19 protein-coding genes are annotated in these 18,296 nt (G+C 62.9%); 15 read left to right on the forward strand and 4 right to left on the reverse strand.

Features of this window, described 5'->3' with window-relative positions; genetic code table 11:
* The first annotated feature begins 107 nt into the window (after nucleotides 1-107).
* A complete protein-coding gene (locus JQ600_RS04490) occupies nucleotides 108-1,319 on the forward strand; it encodes an LLM class flavin-dependent oxidoreductase (protein WP_212390425.1) in 1,212 nt (403 codons plus the stop codon).
* A gap of 27 nt (nucleotides 1,320-1,346) precedes the next feature.
* On the opposite strand, the gene JQ600_RS04495 is transcribed toward JQ600_RS04490, so the two are convergent.
* Both JQ600_RS04495 and JQ600_RS04500 read right to left on the reverse strand, forming a co-directional pair.
* Nucleotides 1,347-1,589 (reverse strand): hypothetical protein, encoded by a 243-nt coding sequence (locus tag JQ600_RS04495; RefSeq protein WP_212390424.1) that lies wholly within the window; start codon nucleotides 1,587-1,589, stop codon nucleotides 1,347-1,349.
* Nucleotides 1,590-1,954: 365 nt separating this feature from the next.
* Nucleotides 1,955-2,938, reverse strand: coding sequence for an ABC transporter substrate-binding protein (locus JQ600_RS04500; protein WP_212390423.1), 984 nt, complete (start codon nucleotides 2,936-2,938; stop codon nucleotides 1,955-1,957).
* Nucleotides 2,939-3,425: 487 nt separating this feature from the next.
* On the opposite strand from JQ600_RS04500, the gene JQ600_RS04505 reads away from it, so the two are divergent.
* The 7 genes from JQ600_RS04505 to JQ600_RS04535 all read left to right on the forward strand — a co-directional run bounded on the left by JQ600_RS04505 (nucleotide 3,426) and on the right by JQ600_RS04535 (nucleotide 10,230).
* Nucleotides 3,426-4,526, forward strand: a complete 1,101-nt coding sequence (locus JQ600_RS04505) for an ABC transporter substrate-binding protein (protein ID WP_212489702.1) — start codon at nucleotides 3,426-3,428, stop codon at nucleotides 4,524-4,526.
* Complete coding sequence (locus JQ600_RS04510) at nucleotides 4,504-5,544, forward strand: ABC transporter permease (RefSeq protein ID WP_212390421.1); 1,041 nt, start codon at nucleotides 4,504-4,506, stop codon at nucleotides 5,542-5,544. The genes JQ600_RS04505 and JQ600_RS04510 overlap by 23 nt, the downstream gene beginning before the upstream one ends.
* Nucleotides 5,538-6,335, forward strand: coding sequence for an ABC transporter ATP-binding protein (locus tag JQ600_RS04515; protein WP_212468603.1), 798 nt, complete (start codon nucleotides 5,538-5,540; stop codon nucleotides 6,333-6,335). Before JQ600_RS04510 ends, JQ600_RS04515 begins: the two co-directional genes overlap by 7 nt.
* On the forward strand, nucleotides 6,329-7,513 hold the full coding sequence (locus JQ600_RS04520; RefSeq protein WP_212390419.1) for an acyl-CoA dehydrogenase family protein: 1,185 nt from the start codon (nucleotides 6,329-6,331) through the stop codon (nucleotides 7,511-7,513). Before JQ600_RS04515 ends, JQ600_RS04520 begins: the two co-directional genes overlap by 7 nt.
* Before the next feature lie 37 nt (nucleotides 7,514-7,550).
* Nucleotides 7,551-8,651: an LLM class flavin-dependent oxidoreductase gene (locus JQ600_RS04525; protein ID WP_212489703.1), complete on the forward strand. Its 1,101-nt coding sequence runs from the start codon at nucleotides 7,551-7,553 to the stop codon at nucleotides 8,649-8,651.
* Nucleotides 8,648-9,589, forward strand: a complete 942-nt coding sequence (locus tag JQ600_RS04530; protein WP_212390417.1) for an ABC transporter substrate-binding protein — start codon at nucleotides 8,648-8,650, stop codon at nucleotides 9,587-9,589. Before JQ600_RS04525 ends, JQ600_RS04530 begins: the two co-directional genes overlap by 4 nt.
* A gap of 131 nt (nucleotides 9,590-9,720) precedes the next feature.
* A complete protein-coding gene (locus tag JQ600_RS04535; protein WP_212262763.1) occupies nucleotides 9,721-10,230 on the forward strand; it encodes an Lrp/AsnC family transcriptional regulator in 510 nt (169 codons plus the stop codon).
* A gap of 314 nt (nucleotides 10,231-10,544) precedes the next feature.
* Here JQ600_RS04535 and JQ600_RS04540 read toward each other — a convergent pair whose 3' ends face one another.
* The gene (locus JQ600_RS04540) at nucleotides 10,545-11,513 is read right to left on the reverse strand and encodes an aliphatic sulfonate ABC transporter substrate-binding protein (protein ID WP_212390416.1); all 969 of its coding nucleotides are present in this window, start codon (nucleotides 11,511-11,513) and stop codon (nucleotides 10,545-10,547) included.
* A gap of 434 nt (nucleotides 11,514-11,947) precedes the next feature.
* On the opposite strand from JQ600_RS04540, the gene JQ600_RS04545 reads away from it, so the two are divergent.
* From JQ600_RS04545 to JQ600_RS04570, 6 genes are all read left to right on the forward strand, one after another.
* Nucleotides 11,948-12,895, forward strand: coding sequence for an aliphatic sulfonate ABC transporter substrate-binding protein (locus JQ600_RS04545; RefSeq protein WP_212390415.1), 948 nt, complete (start codon nucleotides 11,948-11,950; stop codon nucleotides 12,893-12,895).
* A 41-nt stretch (nucleotides 12,896-12,936) separates the two neighbouring features.
* Entirely contained in the window at nucleotides 12,937-13,890 is a 954-nt protein-coding gene (locus JQ600_RS04550) for a sulfonate ABC transporter substrate-binding protein (protein WP_212390414.1), read from the forward strand.
* Entirely contained in the window at nucleotides 13,887-15,053 is a 1,167-nt protein-coding gene (gene ssuD / locus JQ600_RS04555) for an FMNH2-dependent alkanesulfonate monooxygenase (protein ID WP_212390413.1), read from the forward strand. Before JQ600_RS04550 ends, ssuD begins: the two co-directional genes overlap by 4 nt.
* On the forward strand, nucleotides 15,050-15,856 hold the full coding sequence (locus JQ600_RS04560) for an ABC transporter permease subunit (RefSeq protein WP_192737553.1): 807 nt from the start codon (nucleotides 15,050-15,052) through the stop codon (nucleotides 15,854-15,856). The genes ssuD and JQ600_RS04560 overlap by 4 nt, the downstream gene beginning before the upstream one ends.
* Nucleotides 15,857-15,878: 22 nt before the next feature.
* Complete coding sequence (locus JQ600_RS04565; protein WP_212262751.1) at nucleotides 15,879-16,724, forward strand: ATP-binding cassette domain-containing protein; 846 nt, start codon at nucleotides 15,879-15,881, stop codon at nucleotides 16,722-16,724.
* A gap of 121 nt (nucleotides 16,725-16,845) precedes the next feature.
* Nucleotides 16,846-17,391, forward strand: a complete 546-nt coding sequence (locus JQ600_RS04570; protein WP_249135707.1) for a flavin reductase family protein — start codon at nucleotides 16,846-16,848, stop codon at nucleotides 17,389-17,391.
* Here JQ600_RS04570 and JQ600_RS04575 read toward each other — a convergent pair.
* On the reverse strand, nucleotides 17,372-17,755 hold the full coding sequence (locus JQ600_RS04575) for a hypothetical protein (RefSeq protein ID WP_212390411.1): 384 nt from the start codon (nucleotides 17,753-17,755) through the stop codon (nucleotides 17,372-17,374). The genes JQ600_RS04570 and JQ600_RS04575 overlap by 20 nt on opposite strands.
* A 279-nt stretch (nucleotides 17,756-18,034) precedes the next feature.
* Here JQ600_RS04575 and JQ600_RS04580 point away from each other — a divergent pair, with 279 nt between their 5' ends.
* Nucleotides 18,035-18,256, forward strand: coding sequence for a hypothetical protein (locus tag JQ600_RS04580; RefSeq protein WP_212390485.1), 222 nt, complete (start codon nucleotides 18,035-18,037; stop codon nucleotides 18,254-18,256).
* Nucleotides 18,257-18,296: the final 40 nt, after the last annotated feature.

Consider the following 18,296-nt stretch of genomic DNA (forward strand, 5'->3'; position numbering starts at 1 on the left):
CCATGCAAGCCGGCTTCCGCGGCGCGGAATTGGAGTTTCACGGCCGAGGCTAGACTTGCTCCCTGCCGCGAATACACTGCAACAAAACAACAATCGGGAGCGACGTCATGAAGTTCGGCATCTTTTATGAGCTGCAACTGCCGCGCCCGTGGGAAGAGGGCGATGAGCTGCGGCTCTACCAGAATGCCCTGACGCAGCTCGAGACCGCCGACCGGCTCGGCTACGACCACGCCTGGGTCGTGGAGCACCATTTCCTGGAAGAATATTCGCATTCGCCGTCGCCGGAATCGTTCCTCGCCGCCGCCTCCCAGCGCACCAAAAGAATCCGGCTCGGCCACGGCATTTTCCAGCTCACCACCAACCATCCCGCCCGCGTCGCCGAACGCGTCGCGGTGCTCGATCTGCTCAGCAACGGCCGCTGCGAATTCGGCATGGGCGAGAGCGCCTCGATCACCGAACTGACGCCGTTCGGCCGCGACATGGAAACCAAGCGCGAGGTGTTCGAGGAAGCGGTGCAGGCGATCTTTCCGATGTTCACCAAAGTCGGCACCGAGCATCACGGCAAATATTTCGACATCCCCTTGCGTAACGTGGTGCCGAAGCCGGTACAGAAGCCGCATCCGCCACTGTGGATGGCGTGCTCGCAATTGCAGACCATCGAACGCGCCGGCGAGAACGGCTTTGGCGCGCTGGGCTTTCAGTTCGTCAGCGCGGAAGCGGCGCACGCCTGGGTGCACGCCTATTACAACGCGATCACCAAGCGGCTGAAGAAACTCGCCGACTACGAGATCAACCCGAACATGGCGCTGGTGTCATTCTTCATGTGCGCCAAGACCGACGAGGAGGCGCGGGCGCGCGCCGATGGCGCGACCTTCTTCCAGTTCGCGCTGCGCTATTACGGCGCGTCGCAGAACCGGCAGCGCCCCGATCCCGGCACCGTCAACATGTGGGACGAATACAACAAGTGGAAGCGCGAAAATCCGGAGGCGCAGGAGGCCGCCCTTCGCGGCGGCCTGATCGGCTCGCCGGAAACCATCCGCAAGAAGTTGCGGCGGTTTCGTTCCTCGCACATCGACCAGGTGATCCTGCTCAACCAGGCCGGCAAGAACAGCCATGAGCACATCTGCGATTCGCTGGAATTGTTCGCCAGGGAAGTGATGCCGGAATTCCAGCACGATCCCGAGCACGAAGCCTGGAAGGCCGGCGTGATGGGCGGCGCGATCCAGCTCGAGGAAATCGACACCGAGGCGTTCAGGGATCGCTACGGCAAGCTGGCGGTCAGCGTCGCGCCGACGCCGAAAGTTGCGGCGGCGGGATAACCGGCAGGTCTTGCGAAGGTGTCTCGATCAGGAGGCGTCGAACAGCGCGATAGCCCGTTCCTTGACAGCTCCGCCGCTGCCATCCTCGCGCGCGATCAGGACGTAGTCCGTGCACGGCACTCCCGATTTTGCGGTGGTCAAGCGCCTGTGGACTTTCGCGCCGTGAACAATATTGAAGTACAGCGCCGCGCATTCATCCTCCAGCTGTCGGAAGCATGAGAGCTCTTCGCGCGCGCCGGCGAGATGCCGGATGGTGTAATGCGGGATCATGTCTGATGCGGCCCAGTACGTTTCGTTGAGTAGCCATCCGCCGGAAAGTTCAGAATTCTAGTGAAATCCCCAGACGATCATGGCCAGCAGTGCCGCTTGGCAGATGATCGCTGCCGCCATTTTGATTGGATAGATCGTGCTGCGTTGAATCATCGGTGACCTTTGCGCTCGCTCGCGTGGCCGTGACGAGTCATCTCGAACGAGGTCGATTATTCCCTCGGGGCGTTGCTTTTTGAATTCCAAAGCTACGCAGGTTCCCCGCACAACATTCTCCGGATGCAGCCAACCACAGAAGAAACTTCAACGGCCGAGGCCAGGGGGCGGCACCGGATGCCGACCCTTGTCCGTTTCATCTGAGTGGTGAGTTAGTTCGATCCGGCGGCCGCCGCCGTAAAGCTGCGATCGACGGCCTTGCTGACATCGAGCGTCTTGGAGAGGATGCCGTAGCGTGTGGCGCGGTCGGATGCCGCCTGAACTTCCTTGACGATACCGGTATCGATCACGATCGGGCTGGTTTTTTGCGCGGTGTAGGCGCTGAGCAGCACGTCTTCCGGCAGCTTGGTCAGCTCGGACGTGTTCCTGGCATATTCGGGCAGATGATCCAGCGACCACAGCCGCGCCTTGTTGAGCCGCTGCACGAGATCCTGCACCGCCGCGCGCTTGGTGGCGATGGCGGAATCGGATGCCACGATGAAGGTGATGGTGGGCGTCAGGCCTTCGCCGTTGGCGACGACGCGGGCCTTATCCTTCAGCGTCGCGTAGGAGACGTAGGGCTCCCACACCGCCCATCCGTCGATCGAGCCGGCGACCAGCGCGATCTTGGCATCGACTGGACCCAGCGGCGCGAAGGTCGCGTCGTCGACCTTGTAGCCGGCTTTCTCCAGCGTCGCGTCGATCAGGAACTGGCCCCAGCCGCCGCGCGTTCCGGCCAACCGCTTGCCTTTCAAATCCGCCGCCGTCTTGATCGGCGAATCCTGCCGGACCAGGATCGCCTGGGTGCGGGCATCGGAGCGCGTACCGCCAATCGCCCTGATCGGTGCACCGGTGGCATAGACGGTGAGAAACGACAGATCGCCGGTGTAGCCGACATCGAGCGCGCCGGCATTCAACGCTTCGAGAATAGGCGCCGCGGCAGGAAATTCCGACCATTCGATCTTGTAGGGAAGATCCCTCGCCAATCCCGCGATTTCGAGCAGCGAACGGTTGCCGCCCTTCTGGTCGCCGACGCGCAGCGTCACGGTGTCCGCTGCCATGGCCGAAGCTGTTATCGCCAGCCCCAGCGCCGCGCCGACCAGCGTGGCGCCAAATTTACGGATGCGTGAGCGCGTTGTTGATTCGAGTTTGTTCATGCCTTTGTTCTTTCCGGTGTGATCCGCCGCATTGCGTGAGGCAATCAGCGACGCACCAAGCGTACGAGCGACTGCTCCGCAGTCAATGAAATGGCTGACTGAATATTTTGATGCACCGGCAATGATCGCCTCGCTACTCACGCGCGAATAAAAATTGTCTGCTGTGCGGCTTGAACTCGTTCGAAATCGGAAGAATTGAATCGATGCGGAAGCGCTGCATATTTTGCGAGCGCGCAAAAACCGTTTCATCGCACGTCGATATCAATGTGGAGATAATCTCTCCGTTCGCTTTCACATTCAAAATTCCATTTCATTGACGACGGCGTTGCTGCCGCGCATCATTTGAACGTCAGATCAACGGGGCGAGATCGGAGTCTCGCGGGGATTGAACCGAATAACCGATCGCCAGTGTGGAACATAACGGGCCGCAGCATCCACGTGCTGCGCCGACGGCGGCGCCATGCCGTTTTGAGAGCAGGAGTGCAGGATGTCACGAGATGGAAAGAACGACGTAACGCGGCTGGATCGCCGAACGCTGTTGCGCGGCGGAGCTGCCGCGGCGCTCGCCGCGCCGCTAGGCGTGTTTGGCGCGCAAGCCTTCCCGTTTCGTGCGGCCACGCCCGGCATCGACTTCTCGGAGTTTCCGATCTGCAGGACCGCTTCCAACGCGCCGGCGCTCACCGGGGCGCCGCGAAAGCTGAAACTGTCATGGAATGCCGGCGCGGTCTGCCTCGTGCCGGTTCCGGTGGCGATCGACCAGGGCATCTTCAAGAAACACAATCTCGACGTCGAACTGATCAACTACAGCGGCTCGACCGATCAGTTGCTGGAAGCGATCGCGACCGGCAAGAGCGACGCGGGGCTCGGCATGGCGTTGCGCTGGCTGAAGCCGCTGGAGCAGGGGTTTGACGTCAAGATCGCGGCTGGAACCCATGGCGGCTGCATGCGCGTGTTGTCGCGCACCAATTCCGGTGTCGACAAGCTGACCGACCTCAAGGGCAAGATCGTCGCGGTTGGCGATCTCGGCGGGCCGGACAAGAATTTCTTTTCGATCCAGCTTGCCAAACAGGGCATCGATCCCAACAAGGATGTCGACTGGCGCGCCTATCCCGGCAATCTGCTGCAGCTCGCTGTCGAGAAGGGCGAGGTTCAGGCGTTCCTCGCCTCCGATCCGATTGCCCATATCTGGCTGAAGGACAGCGCCTACAAGGAGGTCGCTTCCAACCTCGACGGTGAATACAAGGACAAGACCTGCTGCATCCTCGGATTGCGCGGCAGCCTGGTTCGCGAAGAACCGCAGGTCGCACGCGCCATCACGCAGGCGCTGCTCGATGCCGCCATGTTCACCGCGCAAAACCCCGACGTGGCCGCGGCTTCGTTCCAGCCTTACGCCCCCAAGACGGCGAGCCTGCAGGATCTGCAGGCGATGGTCCGTTACCACACCCATCATCACCATCCCGTCGGCGAAGTGTTGAAGCGGGAACTGAAGGCTTATGCGGACGACCTGAAGAGCGTTTCGGTCTTCAAGGCCAGCACCGACACGGCGAAATTTGCGGAGCGGATCTATGTCGACGTATTCGGCGTCTAAGACGGTCGCGCTGGCGCAATCGGCGGAAGAAGGCGCAGCACTTTCAGGGCGGCCGCTGTCGCTGGCGTTCTCCCTTCCGGCAGGCGGGACTGGCGTGTTCGCAAGCCTGGCGTGGGTCGGGTTTGGCATATCGTGCCTGTGGTGGCCGGATATCGGCGACTGGACGCGCACCCATCAGCTTGCCGCCGCTGCCTTCGTCATCTCCGGCGCCATTTTCCTGGCGACGGTGGCGGGCAGCCGGCTCGGGCGGTTCAATGCCGGCCTGCAACGGCGTGCGCCGTGGCTGCTGGTATCGGCGTTGTTCCTGACGCTGTGGGAAGTCGCGACCGCAAAGTTCGGGTGGCTGCCGCTGCCGTTCTTTCCGCCGCCGCAGTCCATCATCGAGGTCTACACCGATGATCTGCCCAAGCTGCTCGACAGCATTTTTGCTTCCGTAAAGCTTCAGCTCGGCGGATACGTCATTGGCGCCACCGTCGGCTTCCTGACCGGTGTGTCGATCGGCTGGTCGCGCAGCGTCGGTTACTGGGTGCATCCGGTGCTGCGGTTCATCGGCCCGTTGCCGGCGACGGCATGGTTGCCGATCGCGTTCTTCACGTTTCCGTCGAGCTGGAGCGCCTCCACCTTCCTGATCGCGCTGGCGACCGGATTTCCGGTCACGGTGCTGACCTGGTCCGGCGTCGCAAGCGTCAGCAACGCGTATTACGACGTGGCGCGGACGCTCGGCGCGAAGCCGTCGTTCCTGGTGCTGAAGGTCGCGATTCCCGCAGCCTTGCCGCATGTGTTCGTTGGCCTGTTCATGGGCCTAGGATCGTCGTTTGCGGTGCTGGTCGTCGCCGAGATGATCGGCGTCAAGGCCGGGCTCGGCTGGTATCTGCAATGGGCGCAGGGCTGGGCGGCGTATGCCAACATGTATGCCGCGTTGATCGTGATGTCGCTGCTGTGCTCGGGCGCGATCACGCTGCTGTTCCGGACGCGCGACCGCCTGCTGATCTGGCAGAAGGGAGTCGTCAAATGGTAGCGCATGCCTTGGCCGAAGCGGTCACCTATCCGGCCGTCGGCGCCTCGCTCGATGTCGAACGCATCAGCCACGCCTTTGACATCGACGGCAATGTCTTGCCGGTGCTCGACGATGTCAATTTCAACGTCAAGCCCGGTGAGTTCATCGCACTGCTCGGTCCCTCCGGCTGCGGCAAGTCGACCTTGCTGCGGCTGGTCGCGGGGCTCGAGGCGCCGCGATCGGGCGTGCTCCGCGAGGACGGCGATCCCGTCACCGGACCGTTCCCATCCCGGGTCGTGGTGTTTCAGGATCCAACACTGTTTCCGTGGCGAACGGTCTGGAACAACGTCGCGCTTGGGCTGGAGGCGCAGGGCATCCTGAAGAGCCAGCGGCAGCGTGTCGATGCCGCGCTTGACCTCGTCGGGCTGTCGCAATTTCGCAATGCCTATCCGCATCAATTGTCTGGTGGTATGGCGCAGCGTGTCGCGCTGGCGCGGGCGCTGGTGAACGATCCAAAGATCCTCATCCTCGATGAGCCGCTCGGCAAGCTGGATTCCTTGACGCGGATCACGATGCAGGCTGAAATCGTGGCGCTGTGGCAGCGCAAGGGATTTACCACGCTGCTAGTGACCCATGACGTCGAGGAAGCCTTGTTCCTCGCCAACCGCGTCATCGTGTTCAGTGATCGTCCCGCGCGCATCAAGGCCGACATCGCGGTCGATCGGCCGTATCCGCGGCACCGCGGTGATCCCAGGCTGGCGGAGCTGCGCCGTAACATCCTTGGCCTGCTCGGATTGGATGCCACATGGTGAGCGCGATCAACAGTTCGATACGCAAGGAGCCGCCGGCGGAGGCCGCGCCGGTGCCGTACGATTGCGCGCGGGCGCTGGCTTCCGAATTCGCAGCGCGCGCTGCGCAGCATGATCGCGACGCCAGTTTTCCGTTCGAGAATTTCAAGGAGCTTGCCGAGGCGGGATTGTTGGCGCTGACCGTGCCGACGGCGCTCGGCGGCCACGGCGCGGGTGCGCTCGATACGGCGCGCATCCTCGGCATCTTCGGCAAGGCCGATCCATCGACGGCGCTGGTGCTGTCGATGCACTACATCCAGCATCTGGTGATGGCGCGCAGCACACGCTGGCCGGGGCGTCTCTCCCGCAAGCTGGCGCGGGAGGCGGTCGACGGCGTGGCGCTGATCAATGCGCTGCGGGTCGAGCCGGATCTGGGCTCGCCTGCGCGCGGCGGACTGCCGGCGACGATCGCGCGGAGAACCGAGACGGGCTGGCGGCTCTCTGGCCGCAAGGTCTATTCGACCGGTGCGCCGATCCTGAAATGGTATGCGGTGTGGGCGAAGACGGACGAGCCGGAAACGCGCGTCGGTCTGTTCCTGGTGCCTGCGGGATTGCCGGGGACGCGGATTATCGAAACGTGGGACCACCTTGGCCTGCGTGCCAGCGGCAGCCATGACGTCGTGTTCGAAGACGTCGTGTTCCCGCTCGACCATGAGATCGACGTCCGCGCGCCCGAGGATTGGCGGGTGCCGGATTTCACCCAGTCCGTGGTGCATGCGATCTTCGTCGCCGCGATCTATGACGGTGTCGCCCGCGCCGCGCGCGACTGGCTGGTCGAATTCCTCAGGAATCGGAAGCCGTCCAACCTCGGCGCATCGCTGGCGACGCTGCCGAGGGTGCAGGAGATCGTCGGCGGCATCGAGGCGCGTCTTGCCGTCAATGCCCGCCTGATCGACAGCTTTGCGGGCGATTTCGACGATGGCGTGCAGCTCAGCGCCTCCGAATCCAGCATCGTCAAGCTCACGGTCACCAACAACGCGGTCGCGATTCTCGAAGACGCGCTGTCGCTGACCAGCAATCACGGCCTCACGCGCGCCAATCCGCTGGAGCGGCATTATCGCGATGTCCTGTGCGGGCGGGTTCACACGCCGCAGGATGACGCCACCCGCGTCAACGCCGGACGTCTGGCGCTCGGCGTCTGAATATCAACGAACCAATCCCAAACTCTGGAGCAAGCTCATGTCAGTGGAATTCATCGGATACATCGGCAGCAATTATTCGTCCGAAATCGTCGTGCGGAACGGCCCGATTCTCGATCGGTACTATATCGAGGCCGTTGCCAAGGCGCATCAGAACGCAGGCTTTGATCGCGCGCTGCTGGCGTTCCATTCCACCACCCCGGACGGGCTTCAGATCGGCCAGCACGTGCTTGGTGTGACCGACAAGCTCAACGTCCTGATCGCACAGCGCCCCGGCTTCACCGCGCCGACGCTCCTGGCGCGGCAGCTGGCGACCATCGATCAACTGTCCGGTGGACGGGTTGCCCTGCATGTCATCACCGGCGGCAACGCTACCGAACTGCGGCAGGACGGCAACGTCATCGACGACAAGGACGAGCGCTACGCCCGCACCAGCGAGTTCCTGGACGTGGTTCGCGCCGAATGGAGCAGCGAAAAGCCGTTCACCTATGAAGGAAAATATTATCAGGTGCAGAACGGCTTCTCGCAGCTGAAGCCGTACCGCAGCGAGGGCATCCCGATCTTTGTCGGCGGCGGTTCGGACGCGGCAATCGAGGTCGCGGGCAAGCATGCGGATACGTTTGCGCTGTGGGGCGAATCCTATGCGCAGGTACGTGATGTGACGTCGCGGGTCCGCGCCGCGGCTGCGAAACATGGCCGGCCGACGCCGCGCTTCAGCCTGTCGGTGCGTCCGATCCTCGCCGATACCGAGGAGAAGGCCTGGGCCAAGGCCGATGAAATTCTGGCGCGCGCCACCGCGCTGCAGGACAAGACCGGATATCGCAAGCCCGCGGACGGCCATGCCACCGCCGGCGCGAAGCGGCTGCTGGCGCTGGCCGAGCAGGGCACCCGGATCGACAAGCGGCTATGGACCGAGATCGCCAAACTCACCGGCGCCAACAGCAACACCACGGCGCTGGTAGGCACGCCCGAACAGGTCGCCGAAGTCTTTGGCGACTATTACGATCTCGGCATCAGCCACTTCCTGATTCGCGGCTTCGATCCCCTGATCGATGCCATCGACTACGGCCGCGAACTGATCCCGCTGACGCGTCAACTGATCGCCGGACGCAGTGTTGCCCGGGGAGTGGCAGCGGAATGATGCGCGCCATTCTCGTTGCGGGCCTGCTGCTGGGTGCGATTGCCTCGGCGGATGCCCAGACCACCCTGCGGGTCGGCGATCAAAAGGGGAATTCGCAGGCCGTGATGGAAGCTGCCGGCGTCCTCAGGGATGTTCCCTACAAGATCGAGTGGAAGGAATTCCCGGCCGCGGCGCCGCTATTGGAAGCGTTAAGCGCGGGCGCGATCGAAACCGGCCTGGTCGGCGACGCGCCGTTCACCTTCGCCGCGGCGGCCAACGTTCCGGTGAAAGCCATCGCGGCGATCCGGCAGAGCCGCGAGGGTCTCGCGGTGCTGGTCCAGAAGGACTCAGCCGTCCGCGACTTCGAAAGCCTGAAAGGCAAGAAGATCGCGACCGGCCGTGGCTCGATCGGTCATCAACTGATTCTCGCAGCCCTCGAATCGAAGGGCTGGTCGACCAGCGACGTCCAGATCGTGTTCCTCGCGCCATCGGACGCCAAGGTTGCGTATACGCAAGGCTCCGTCGATGCCTGGTCGACATGGGAGCCGTATGTGAGTCAGGAAGAAGTCCTGTTCCAGTCGCGGCGCGTGATCACGGCTGAGGGACTGACGCCGGGACTGGGCTTCCAGGTCGCGACGCCGAACGCGATCCGCGACAAGCGGCCGGAACTGGAAGATTTTGTCAGGCGGCTGACGGCCGCGCGGGCGTGGTCACAGACCAATGTCAGCGCCTACGCCGAGACGTGGGGCAGGCTGATGAGCATTCCGCCCGCGGTGCCGCTGAACTGGCTGAGCCGGGCGAAAATCCGCGTCGCGCCGATCGATGACGGCGTGGTGGCCGACGAGCAGCAAACCATCGATCTCTATTTCCGCTCGGGCCTGATCAAGCAGAAGCTCAACGCCGCCGACATCGTCGACCGCTCGTTCTCCGGGGCGATCGGCAAGGGCGCGGGTCTTTAGGCTGGCGAAGGCGGTCCGCGCAGGAAGTCTTTCTCCGGCAGCCGCTAATTTCGAAACGGCAGCCAGCTTGTGTGGAATTATTTTCTGAATAGCATTGTCGATAGCAATGCATTTGGAAGAAAGTTTTACATATGAGCGAAGTTGTTACGTCTGGCCCGGAACAGACCCGCCGCATCGATGCGATCGACCGCAAGATCCTGCGGGTACTTCAGGAAGACGCATCGCTGTCGGTAGCCGAGATCGGGGAGCGCGTCGGGCTTTCCTCCACGCCGTGCTGGAAGCGCGTCCAGCGCATGGAGAACGAGGGCATCATCACCGGCAAGGTCGCGCTGGTCGACCAGAACAAGATCGGCCTCGGGCTGTCGGTGTTCGTGTCGGTGGAGAGCGACGATCATTCAGATGCGTGGCTGAAGAAATTCGCGGCCGCCGTCAGCGCCATGCCTGAAGTCATCGAGTTCTATCGTATGGCCGGGGACGTGGACTATGTGCTGCGCGTGGTCGTCGCCGACATGCGGAGCTATGATCTTTTCTACAAGAAGCTGATCGGCGCCGTCGCGCTGAAGAATGTGACCTCGCGGTTCGCGATGGAAAAGATCAAGTCGGTCACCGCATTGCCGGTTCCGGCGTTCGAGGCGGCATAGAAGCCGCCTCGCTTAGAGCGTGTTTAGTTTATGTCTGGTTGCGAGCCACGAAGAAGGTGCGCTCCCTCTCCCGCTTGCGGGGGAGGCGCAGGCGGCCTACGGCCGCCGTCCTTGAGCTTAAGAACGCCGATGCGTAGCATCGGCTATGGGTGGGGGTGTCTCCACAATTGACACTCCCCGTGTGGAGAGAGCCCCCACCCGGCGCTTCGCGCCGACCTAAGAGCGAGCTTCGCTCGTCTCGACCCCCGCAAGCGGGAGAGGTGCAGCGAGTCTGCCGCCACACCATTCAACCCAACATCATGCCACCGGTTCGATCAGTCGCGCTTCGGCGTCCAGATCTTCGCATCGCCCGCGTTGACCTTTACTGGCAGCAATCCTTCCGCAAAGAACGCGTCGGCAATGCGTTGCTGTTCGGACAGGCCGGGCGCTGTGACGATTCCGACCTTGTAGGAACGGTGACTGTTGGCTTCCTTCACCGTCGCCGCATCGATGCCCCAGAGCCCCGACAGCAATTTGGCCGCGTCATCCTGATGCGCCTTGACCCATTTACCGGTCTCGTCGAGCTTGCCGAAGATGGCATTGAGCACGTCACCGCGCCGATCGGCAAATGCAGCCGACGACAGATAGTAGCGCTTGTAGCTCGCAAGGCCGTTGCTGCCGTCGGACAGCACCCGCGCGTTGGACTGGCGCTGGGCGCCGGTCAGGAACGGATCCCAGGCCACCCACGCATCGACATTTCCGCCGATGAAGGCGGCGCGGCCGTCGGCCGGCGTCAGATAGGCCGGCGAGATATCCTTGAAGCTCAGGCCCGATTTGGCCAGCGCGGCGAGCAGCAGGAAATGACTGCCGGCGCCTTTTGTCACCGCGACCTTCTTGCCCTTCAGGTCGGCCAGCGTCTTGATGGGCGATTCCGCGCCGACCAGAATGGCCTGCGCCGACGGGGAAGCGGCTTCCTCCGCGATATAGGCAAGCCTGGCGCCTGCGGCCTGCGCGAACAGCGGCACGGTATCGGCGACATCGGCGCCGAAGTCGATGTTGCCGGTGTTGATCGCTTCCAGCAGCGGCAGGCCGCTGGTGAATTCATGCCAGGAGACGCGGACGCCGAGCGGCGCGAGCGCCTTCTCCAGCTCGCCATTGGTCTTCAGGATGGCCGTCAGCGTCGAGGATTTTTGATAGCCGATGCGAATTGTATCGGACGGCGGCGTCTGCGCGGCCACGGATGTTGCTGAAACGACCGCGATGGCTGCGATGGCTCCGATGATCGATGCGGTGCGGTTGCCCATGGAGTTTGATCTGCCTGACATTAAAGGGATCAAAACAAGCTAGAGGCCGCGCAACCGCGGTCAATAGAACCGTTCGTTCTTGTTGTCACGCGATCCGCATGACGATGCTACGCCGGTCGGCATTCGCAGAGAGAAATTCCAGGCGCATATTTGATAGGCGTTCGTCGATCTCGGCGGCGGTCGCTTATGACTTTGGGTGGATCAGGTTCCGTCGCTGCCCAATTCAAGATTAACGAATTGGCTTCGGGTAAGCGTCAAGAAAAATGCGTCGTTGTAAATCGTGTTCCGGCAATAAACGCGTCGTCGCGAGCCAGACTAACAGTGCCGTCATTGCTATTTTTGCGGAGCACTCGACAGCGTTTCAAAGCGCCACCATCATCTCTTGCATCGCATGATCGCGCACCGCCGCGAGCATGATCGTTCAGGAGAATGTGATGAAGCGTCGGGAGTTTCTCGGATTGTCGGTTGCCGGTGCCGTTGTCGCGCTGTCGCCAGGTGCGCGTGCGCAGGCGCCGGTGAAGGAAATCCGTATCGGCTATCAGAAGACCGGGGTGCTCGTGATCGCGCGGCAGCAGGCTATTCTGGAAAAGCACTTCGCCGCGAAACAAATTGCCATCAAATGGATCGAGTTCACGTCGGGCCCGCCGTTGGTGGAAGCGATGAGCACCGGCAGTGTCGACCTTGGCGCGGTCGGCGATACCCCGCCGATCTTTGCCCAGGCCGCGAATGCGAACATCGTCTATGTGGCGGGATCGCCGATCACCAACGGGCAGGGCATTCTGGTTCCCGCCAACTCCTCGATTCGCACAATTGCCGATCTGAAAGGCAAGCGGATTGGATTTGCCAAGGGCACCAGCGCGCATAACGTTCTGATTGCGACGCTGGAAAAGGCCGGTCTCACCTACGCCGATATCACACCGGTCTATCTGTCGCCGCCAGATGCTGGGCCGGCATTTGCCAATGGAAGCATCGAAGCCTGGGCGATCTGGGATCCATACTTCGCGATCGGCGAGAAAAAGCAGAACGGCCGGATCCTGATCAACGCCTACGAGGTCGCCAAGACCAATTCGTTCTATCTCGCCAACCGCGATTTCGCGAACACCAACGTTCAGCACACCCGCGACATCATCGCGGGCCTGGCGGAAGCCGCCCGTTGGGCGGAAGGAAATCGCGACGCCGTGGCAACTGCGCTCGCCGCCGTGACCGGCGTGCCGCTGGAAGTCCAGACCGTCGCGGCCAACCGCGCTTCGTTCGCGATCGGACCGGTGACGGAGCCGATCATCGAGACCCAGCAGGCCGTCGCAGATCGCTTCTTCAAGCTCGGGCTGATCCCGAAGCCGATCGTGGTTCGCGACATCGTCTGGCGCAATACCCAGACCTGAATTCGAGAAAAGCCATTCCATTCAACGCAGAGGATTTCATCATGAAGCGTTTCATCAAACGCCTGATCGCGAGCGCCATGCTGTCTCTCGCCATCGTCGGCTCGACGGTTGGCCTCAGCTACGGCCAGGACAAGGTCGTCCGCATCGGTTTCCAGAAATATGGCAAGCTGGTGCTGCTCAAGAGCAAGGGCACGCTCGAGGGCAAGCTGAAGGCCGCGGGCTATCAGGTGGTATGGACGGAGTTTCCCTCCGGGCCGCCGCTGCTCGAGGCGCTCAATGTCGGCGCCATCGATTTCGGCAACACCGGCGAAGCGCCGCCGATCTTCGCGCAGGCCGCGGGGGCGCCGATCCAGTATGTCGCCTATGAGCCCCCGGCGCCGAAGGGCGAAGCCATCCTGGTGCCGAAGGACAGCAAGCTCACTTCAGTTGCCGATTTGAAGGGCAAGAAGGTTGCGCTCAACAAGGGCTCCAACGTTCACTATCTGCTGGTGAAGGCGCTGGAGAAGGCGGGCGTCAAATATTCAGAGATCGAGCCGGTGTTTCTGGCGCCGGCCGATGCGCGCGCGGCGTTCGAACGCGGTGCGGTGGACGCCTGGGTGATCTGGGATCCGTTCCAGGCCGCCGCCGAAGCTGCGACCGGCGCGCGGACGCTCGCCGACGGCACCGGCATCGTTTCGAATTATCAGTTCTATTTCGCCTCGAAGAAGTTCATTGGCGCCGACCCGAAGATCGTCGATCTCGTGCTGGCCCAACTCAGCGAAGTCGACGATTGGGCCAAGGGCGACATTCACACCGTCGCCGAACAGCTGGCGCCGGCCATCGGTCTTCCGGTCCCGGTCGTCGAGGTCGCCCTGAAGCGGCAGTCCTACGGCATCAAGCCGATCACCGACAGCGTGATCGCCGATCAGCAGCAGGTCGCCGACGCGTTCTTCGCGCTCGGTCTCATTCCCAAACAGATCAAGATTTCCGACGCGGCACGGAGGCCGGGTTCATGAGCAACCAATCGAATGCCAATATCCTCTGGTTCCTGCCGACCCATGGCGATGGCCGCTATCTCGGCACCACCACCGGCGGGCGCGAGGTGAACTTCAATTATCTGCGCCAGATCGCGCAGGCTGCGGACCAGCTCGGCTATTACGGCGTGCTGCTGCCGACCGGGCGAAGCTGCGAAGACTCCTGGGTGGTGGCGTCAGCCGTCGCGCCCTGGACCGAGCGGCTGCGCTATCTGGTGGCTGTACGGCCCGGCCTGCAATCGCCGAGCGTCGCCGCGCGCATGACCGCGACGCTCGACCGGTTGTCGAACGGGCGGCTGCTGGTCAACGTCGTCACCGGCGGCGACCCCGTCGAGAACAAGGGCGACGGGATATTCCTCGATCACGACGCGCGCTACGCCGTGACGCGCGAGTTCCTCAACGTCTATAGCGACCTGCTCGCGGGCAAGACCGTCAATGTCGAAGGCAAGCACATCCGCATCGAGGATGGCCGTCTGCTGTTTCCGCCGGTGCAGGCGCCGCGGCCGCCGCTTTACTTCGGCGGATCGTCGGACGCCGGCATCGATGTCGCCGTCGACACCGTCGACAAATATCTGACCTGGGGCGAGCCGCCGGCGCAGGTGGCCGAGAAGATCAATCGCGTGAAAGCGGTCGCGGAGGCGCGCGGGCGAAAACTCTCGTTCGGCATTCGCCTGCATGTGATCGTTCGCGAGACCAATGCGGAGGCCTGGAAGGCGGCGGATGAATTGATCCAGCATGTCACCGACGAGACGGTGGCCTCGGCGCAGAAGATATTTTCCCGGATGGATTCGGTCGGCCAGCAGCGCATGGCGCAGTTGCATGGCGGCAGGCGTGACAAGCTCGAGATCAGCCCCAACCTCTGGGCCGGCGTTGGTCTGGTGCGTGGCGGGGCAGGGACGGCATTGGTCGGCGATCCCACGACGGTGGCGGCGCGAATCCGCGAATATCAGGATGTCGGCATCGATACCTTCATCATGTCGGGCTATCCGCATCTGGAGGAAGCCTATCGCTTCGCCGAACTGGTGTTTCCGCTGCTGTCGCTGAAGCAGCCGAACAATGTCACGCCGATCCGCGTCAATACCGGCCCGTTCGGCGAGACCATCGCCAACGAACATCGTCCCCTCGTCAAGGCATCGCAATCATGAGTCTGATCGAAAGTCTTCCGCGTGTCCGACGCCTGCGCTTGCCGCGGGCCGATGGCCTCATTCCATGGATCGTGCCGCTTGCGATCATCCTGCTCTGGCAGGTGGCCTGCGTCACCGGCTTCGTCTCGGCGCGGGTGCTGCCGGCGCCGAGCGATGTGGCGCTGGCTGGATGGAAGCTGCTGCTGTCAGGCGAACTGGTGCGCAATATCTGGGTCAGTTTCTGGCGCGCCAGCGTCGGATTCCTGATCGGCGGCAGCATCGGCTTTACTTTCGGCCTCGCCAACGGCCTGTCGCAGCTCTCGAGCAAATTGACCGACACGACGTTGCAGATGGTGCGCAACATTCCGCATCTGGCGCTGATCCCACTGGTCATCCTGTGGTTCGGCATCGATGAATCCGCAAAACTGTTCCTGGTCGCGCTCGGCGTGTTCTTTCCGATCTACCTCAACACGCTGCACGGCATCCGCACCGTCGATCCGCAGCTGATCGAGATGGGCCGCATTTACGGCATGACCGACGGCGAACTGTTCCGCCGCGTGATCTTTCCGGGCGCGTTGCCGTCGATCTTCGTCGGCCTGCGCTTTGCGCTCGGCATCATGTGGCTGACCTTGATCGTGGCGGAAACCATCGCGGCGTCGTCCGGCCTCGGCTACATGGCGATGCAGGCGCGCGAATTCATGCTGATCGACGTCGTGGTGCTCTCCATCCTGATCTACGCGTTGCTTGGCAAGCTTGCCGACAGCGCTTCACGCGCGCTGGAGCGGCTGACGCTGTCCTGGCATCCCGCCTTCCAGAAACATTGAGGCAGAAACCTTGAGGATTGAAATGCAGGAAGCTCTTCGTTTTCGCCCCGCGGATGCCGAGGCCGTGGACCAGCCCGAGTTCGTCAAGCAGGCGCGGCTGTTGCGGCGGGATGCGGACGCCCTGTTGCGCGGGCTTTCGCTGACGATCCGGGGATTGCGCAAATCGTTCGGCGCCAACGAGGTGCTGCGCGGCATCGACCTGCACATTCCGGCAGGGCAGTCGGTCGCCATCGTCGGCCGCAGCGGTTGCGGCAAGAGTACGCTGCTGCGGCTGATCGCGGGCCTTGAAACGATTACCGCGGGTACCATCAGTTTTGGCGAGGAAACGCGCGCGGAAGACGTTCGCGTGATGTTTCAGGAGCCGCGGCTGCTGCCCTGGGCCCGGGTGCTGTCGAACGTCGAGGTCGGCCTCGGCCGGGAGCGGACCTCGCCGGACGCGCAGGCCCGCGCCGACAGCGCGCTGGTCGAAGTCGGCCTTGACGACAAACGGGCACAATGGCCGGCGGTGCTTTCCGGCGGGCAAAAGCAGCGCGTGGCGCTGGCGCGTGCGTTGGTCAGCCGCCCGCGCGTGCTGGCCTTCGACGAACCGCTCGGCGCGCTTGACGCGTTGACGCGGATTTCGATGCAGCGGCTGCTGGAGCGGGTCTGGCAGGATCAGGGCTTCACCGCGATCCTGGTGACGCATGACGTCGCCGAGGCCGTGGCACTGGCCGACCGCGTTCTGGTGATCGAGGACGGCCGCATCGCGCATGACATTGACGTCAATATCCCGCGCCCAAGGCGTCGGGGTTCGGCGGAACTCGCCGCGCTGGAAGGCTCGATCCTGAAGAATCTGCTGCAAGGCACCGAGGACACTTCCGACCTGTGAGGCCATCATGAACTCCGTTGTCCGCCATATCGCGATCGACCGTCAGGTTTCCCAAGAGGTTTCCCAAGAGGTTTCCCGCGCGGTTTCCCAAGAGGTTTCGTCAGACGATTTCCGCGGCGCCATGCGCCAGTTGACGGGCGGGGTGAGCGTCGTCACGGCCGGGCGCGGCCGGGACATTTCGGGCATGACGGTGACCTCGGTGTCGTCGCTGTCGGTCGATCCCCCGGCGCTGATTGTCAGCGTCAACCGGAACGCGTCCTCATGGCCGCTGGTGCAGCGCTACGGCTTCTTCGGTGTCAGTATCCTGACGTCGGACCAGATCGACGTCGCCGAGCGCTTTGCCGGCAAGGACGGGCTCAAGGGCGCCGAGCGGTTTGCCGGCGCGGAGTGGACGACGCGCGCTTCGGGCGTGCCGCTCCTGGTGGGCGCACTGGCCGCGATCGATTGTGAGGTGGAGGAAATCGTCGAGCGGCATTCCCATGCCATTCTGATCGGCCGCGTGCTGGACCTGCAGCTCTCGACCCGCACCGCGGCGCTGGCCTATTGGCAGGGCCAGTATGTCGCGATCGATCAGAACGAGGACGCGGTCAGGCTGGCAGAGGTCAGCCTGCCACCGCCGCGAGCCGCTCGCGATAATGTCAGCCGGTCTAGTTCAGGATCGCGCTGAGGCTCGCCGGTGAGTCGATGATCACTGTGCTGCCACGCACACCTCGCCACAGAGCGGTAATGGTTTGCGCTGCACCGGCCAACGGTATGTTGACGATCAGCGTGGTTGGTACGCGGCCGGTGTTAGGTACGACTGGCGTGCCGCTCGTGAATCCTCCCACGACCGGCGACACGGCGCCATTGATCGCGATGCCGAAGATTCCGCCAGGGGACGCTGGACCCTCGGCGTAAACATAGGGCAAGTTCAGGATAATCAACGCGGAAGTGCCGACGCCTTCCGGAATGCTGAAGGTGAGCCCGGGAATCGGTACGTACGAATCGGACGTTGTCGACTGCGTCCCGCTCGTCTGCGCATATATGGTCATATCGCTCTCCCGTTGCCTGATGGAAATCTATCAACAAAAGGTTGAGCAAGGCAAATGGAATCGCGGACCGGAAAATGTGAAAATTTGGTGACGGCGGACCGGCGCGGACTGGTCGTGGCCATGGCCTTCAGCGCGCGCAGGGATTAGAAGCCTTGGAGTCGTTTTCCTCCCGATTGGGATATCGTGCCTTGGTACGCAAGCTCCTGCAAATCGTCTTACCGACGCAGTCGTTTCGGCAGCGCCACGCCGTGCGTCTGGTCCAATGCGGCGTGTAATCTGATGAAACGTATCGCGATCTGGGCATTCTACGGCGTCGGCGCGCTTGCGATCGGCTATCTCGCGCTTTACGCCTATGCGGTCTTCACCGGGCGCGATCTGCAGCCCGGCGATCCCATCCACATCTTCCGCAAGCCGGACGCACCGAGTTATTCGCGGTGGGGTTCGCAAATTCTGGCGTCATTGCCTGCGACAAACGCAAGGCGTTTGCGCAAGGGAGCGTAAGCGACGAAGCAATCCATACTGCCGTTGCGGCACGATGGAT

It is taken from the genome of Bradyrhizobium sp. AUGA SZCCT0176 (assembly GCF_018130145.1).
Taxonomy (GTDB): Bacteria; Pseudomonadota; Alphaproteobacteria; order Rhizobiales; family Xanthobacteraceae; genus Bradyrhizobium.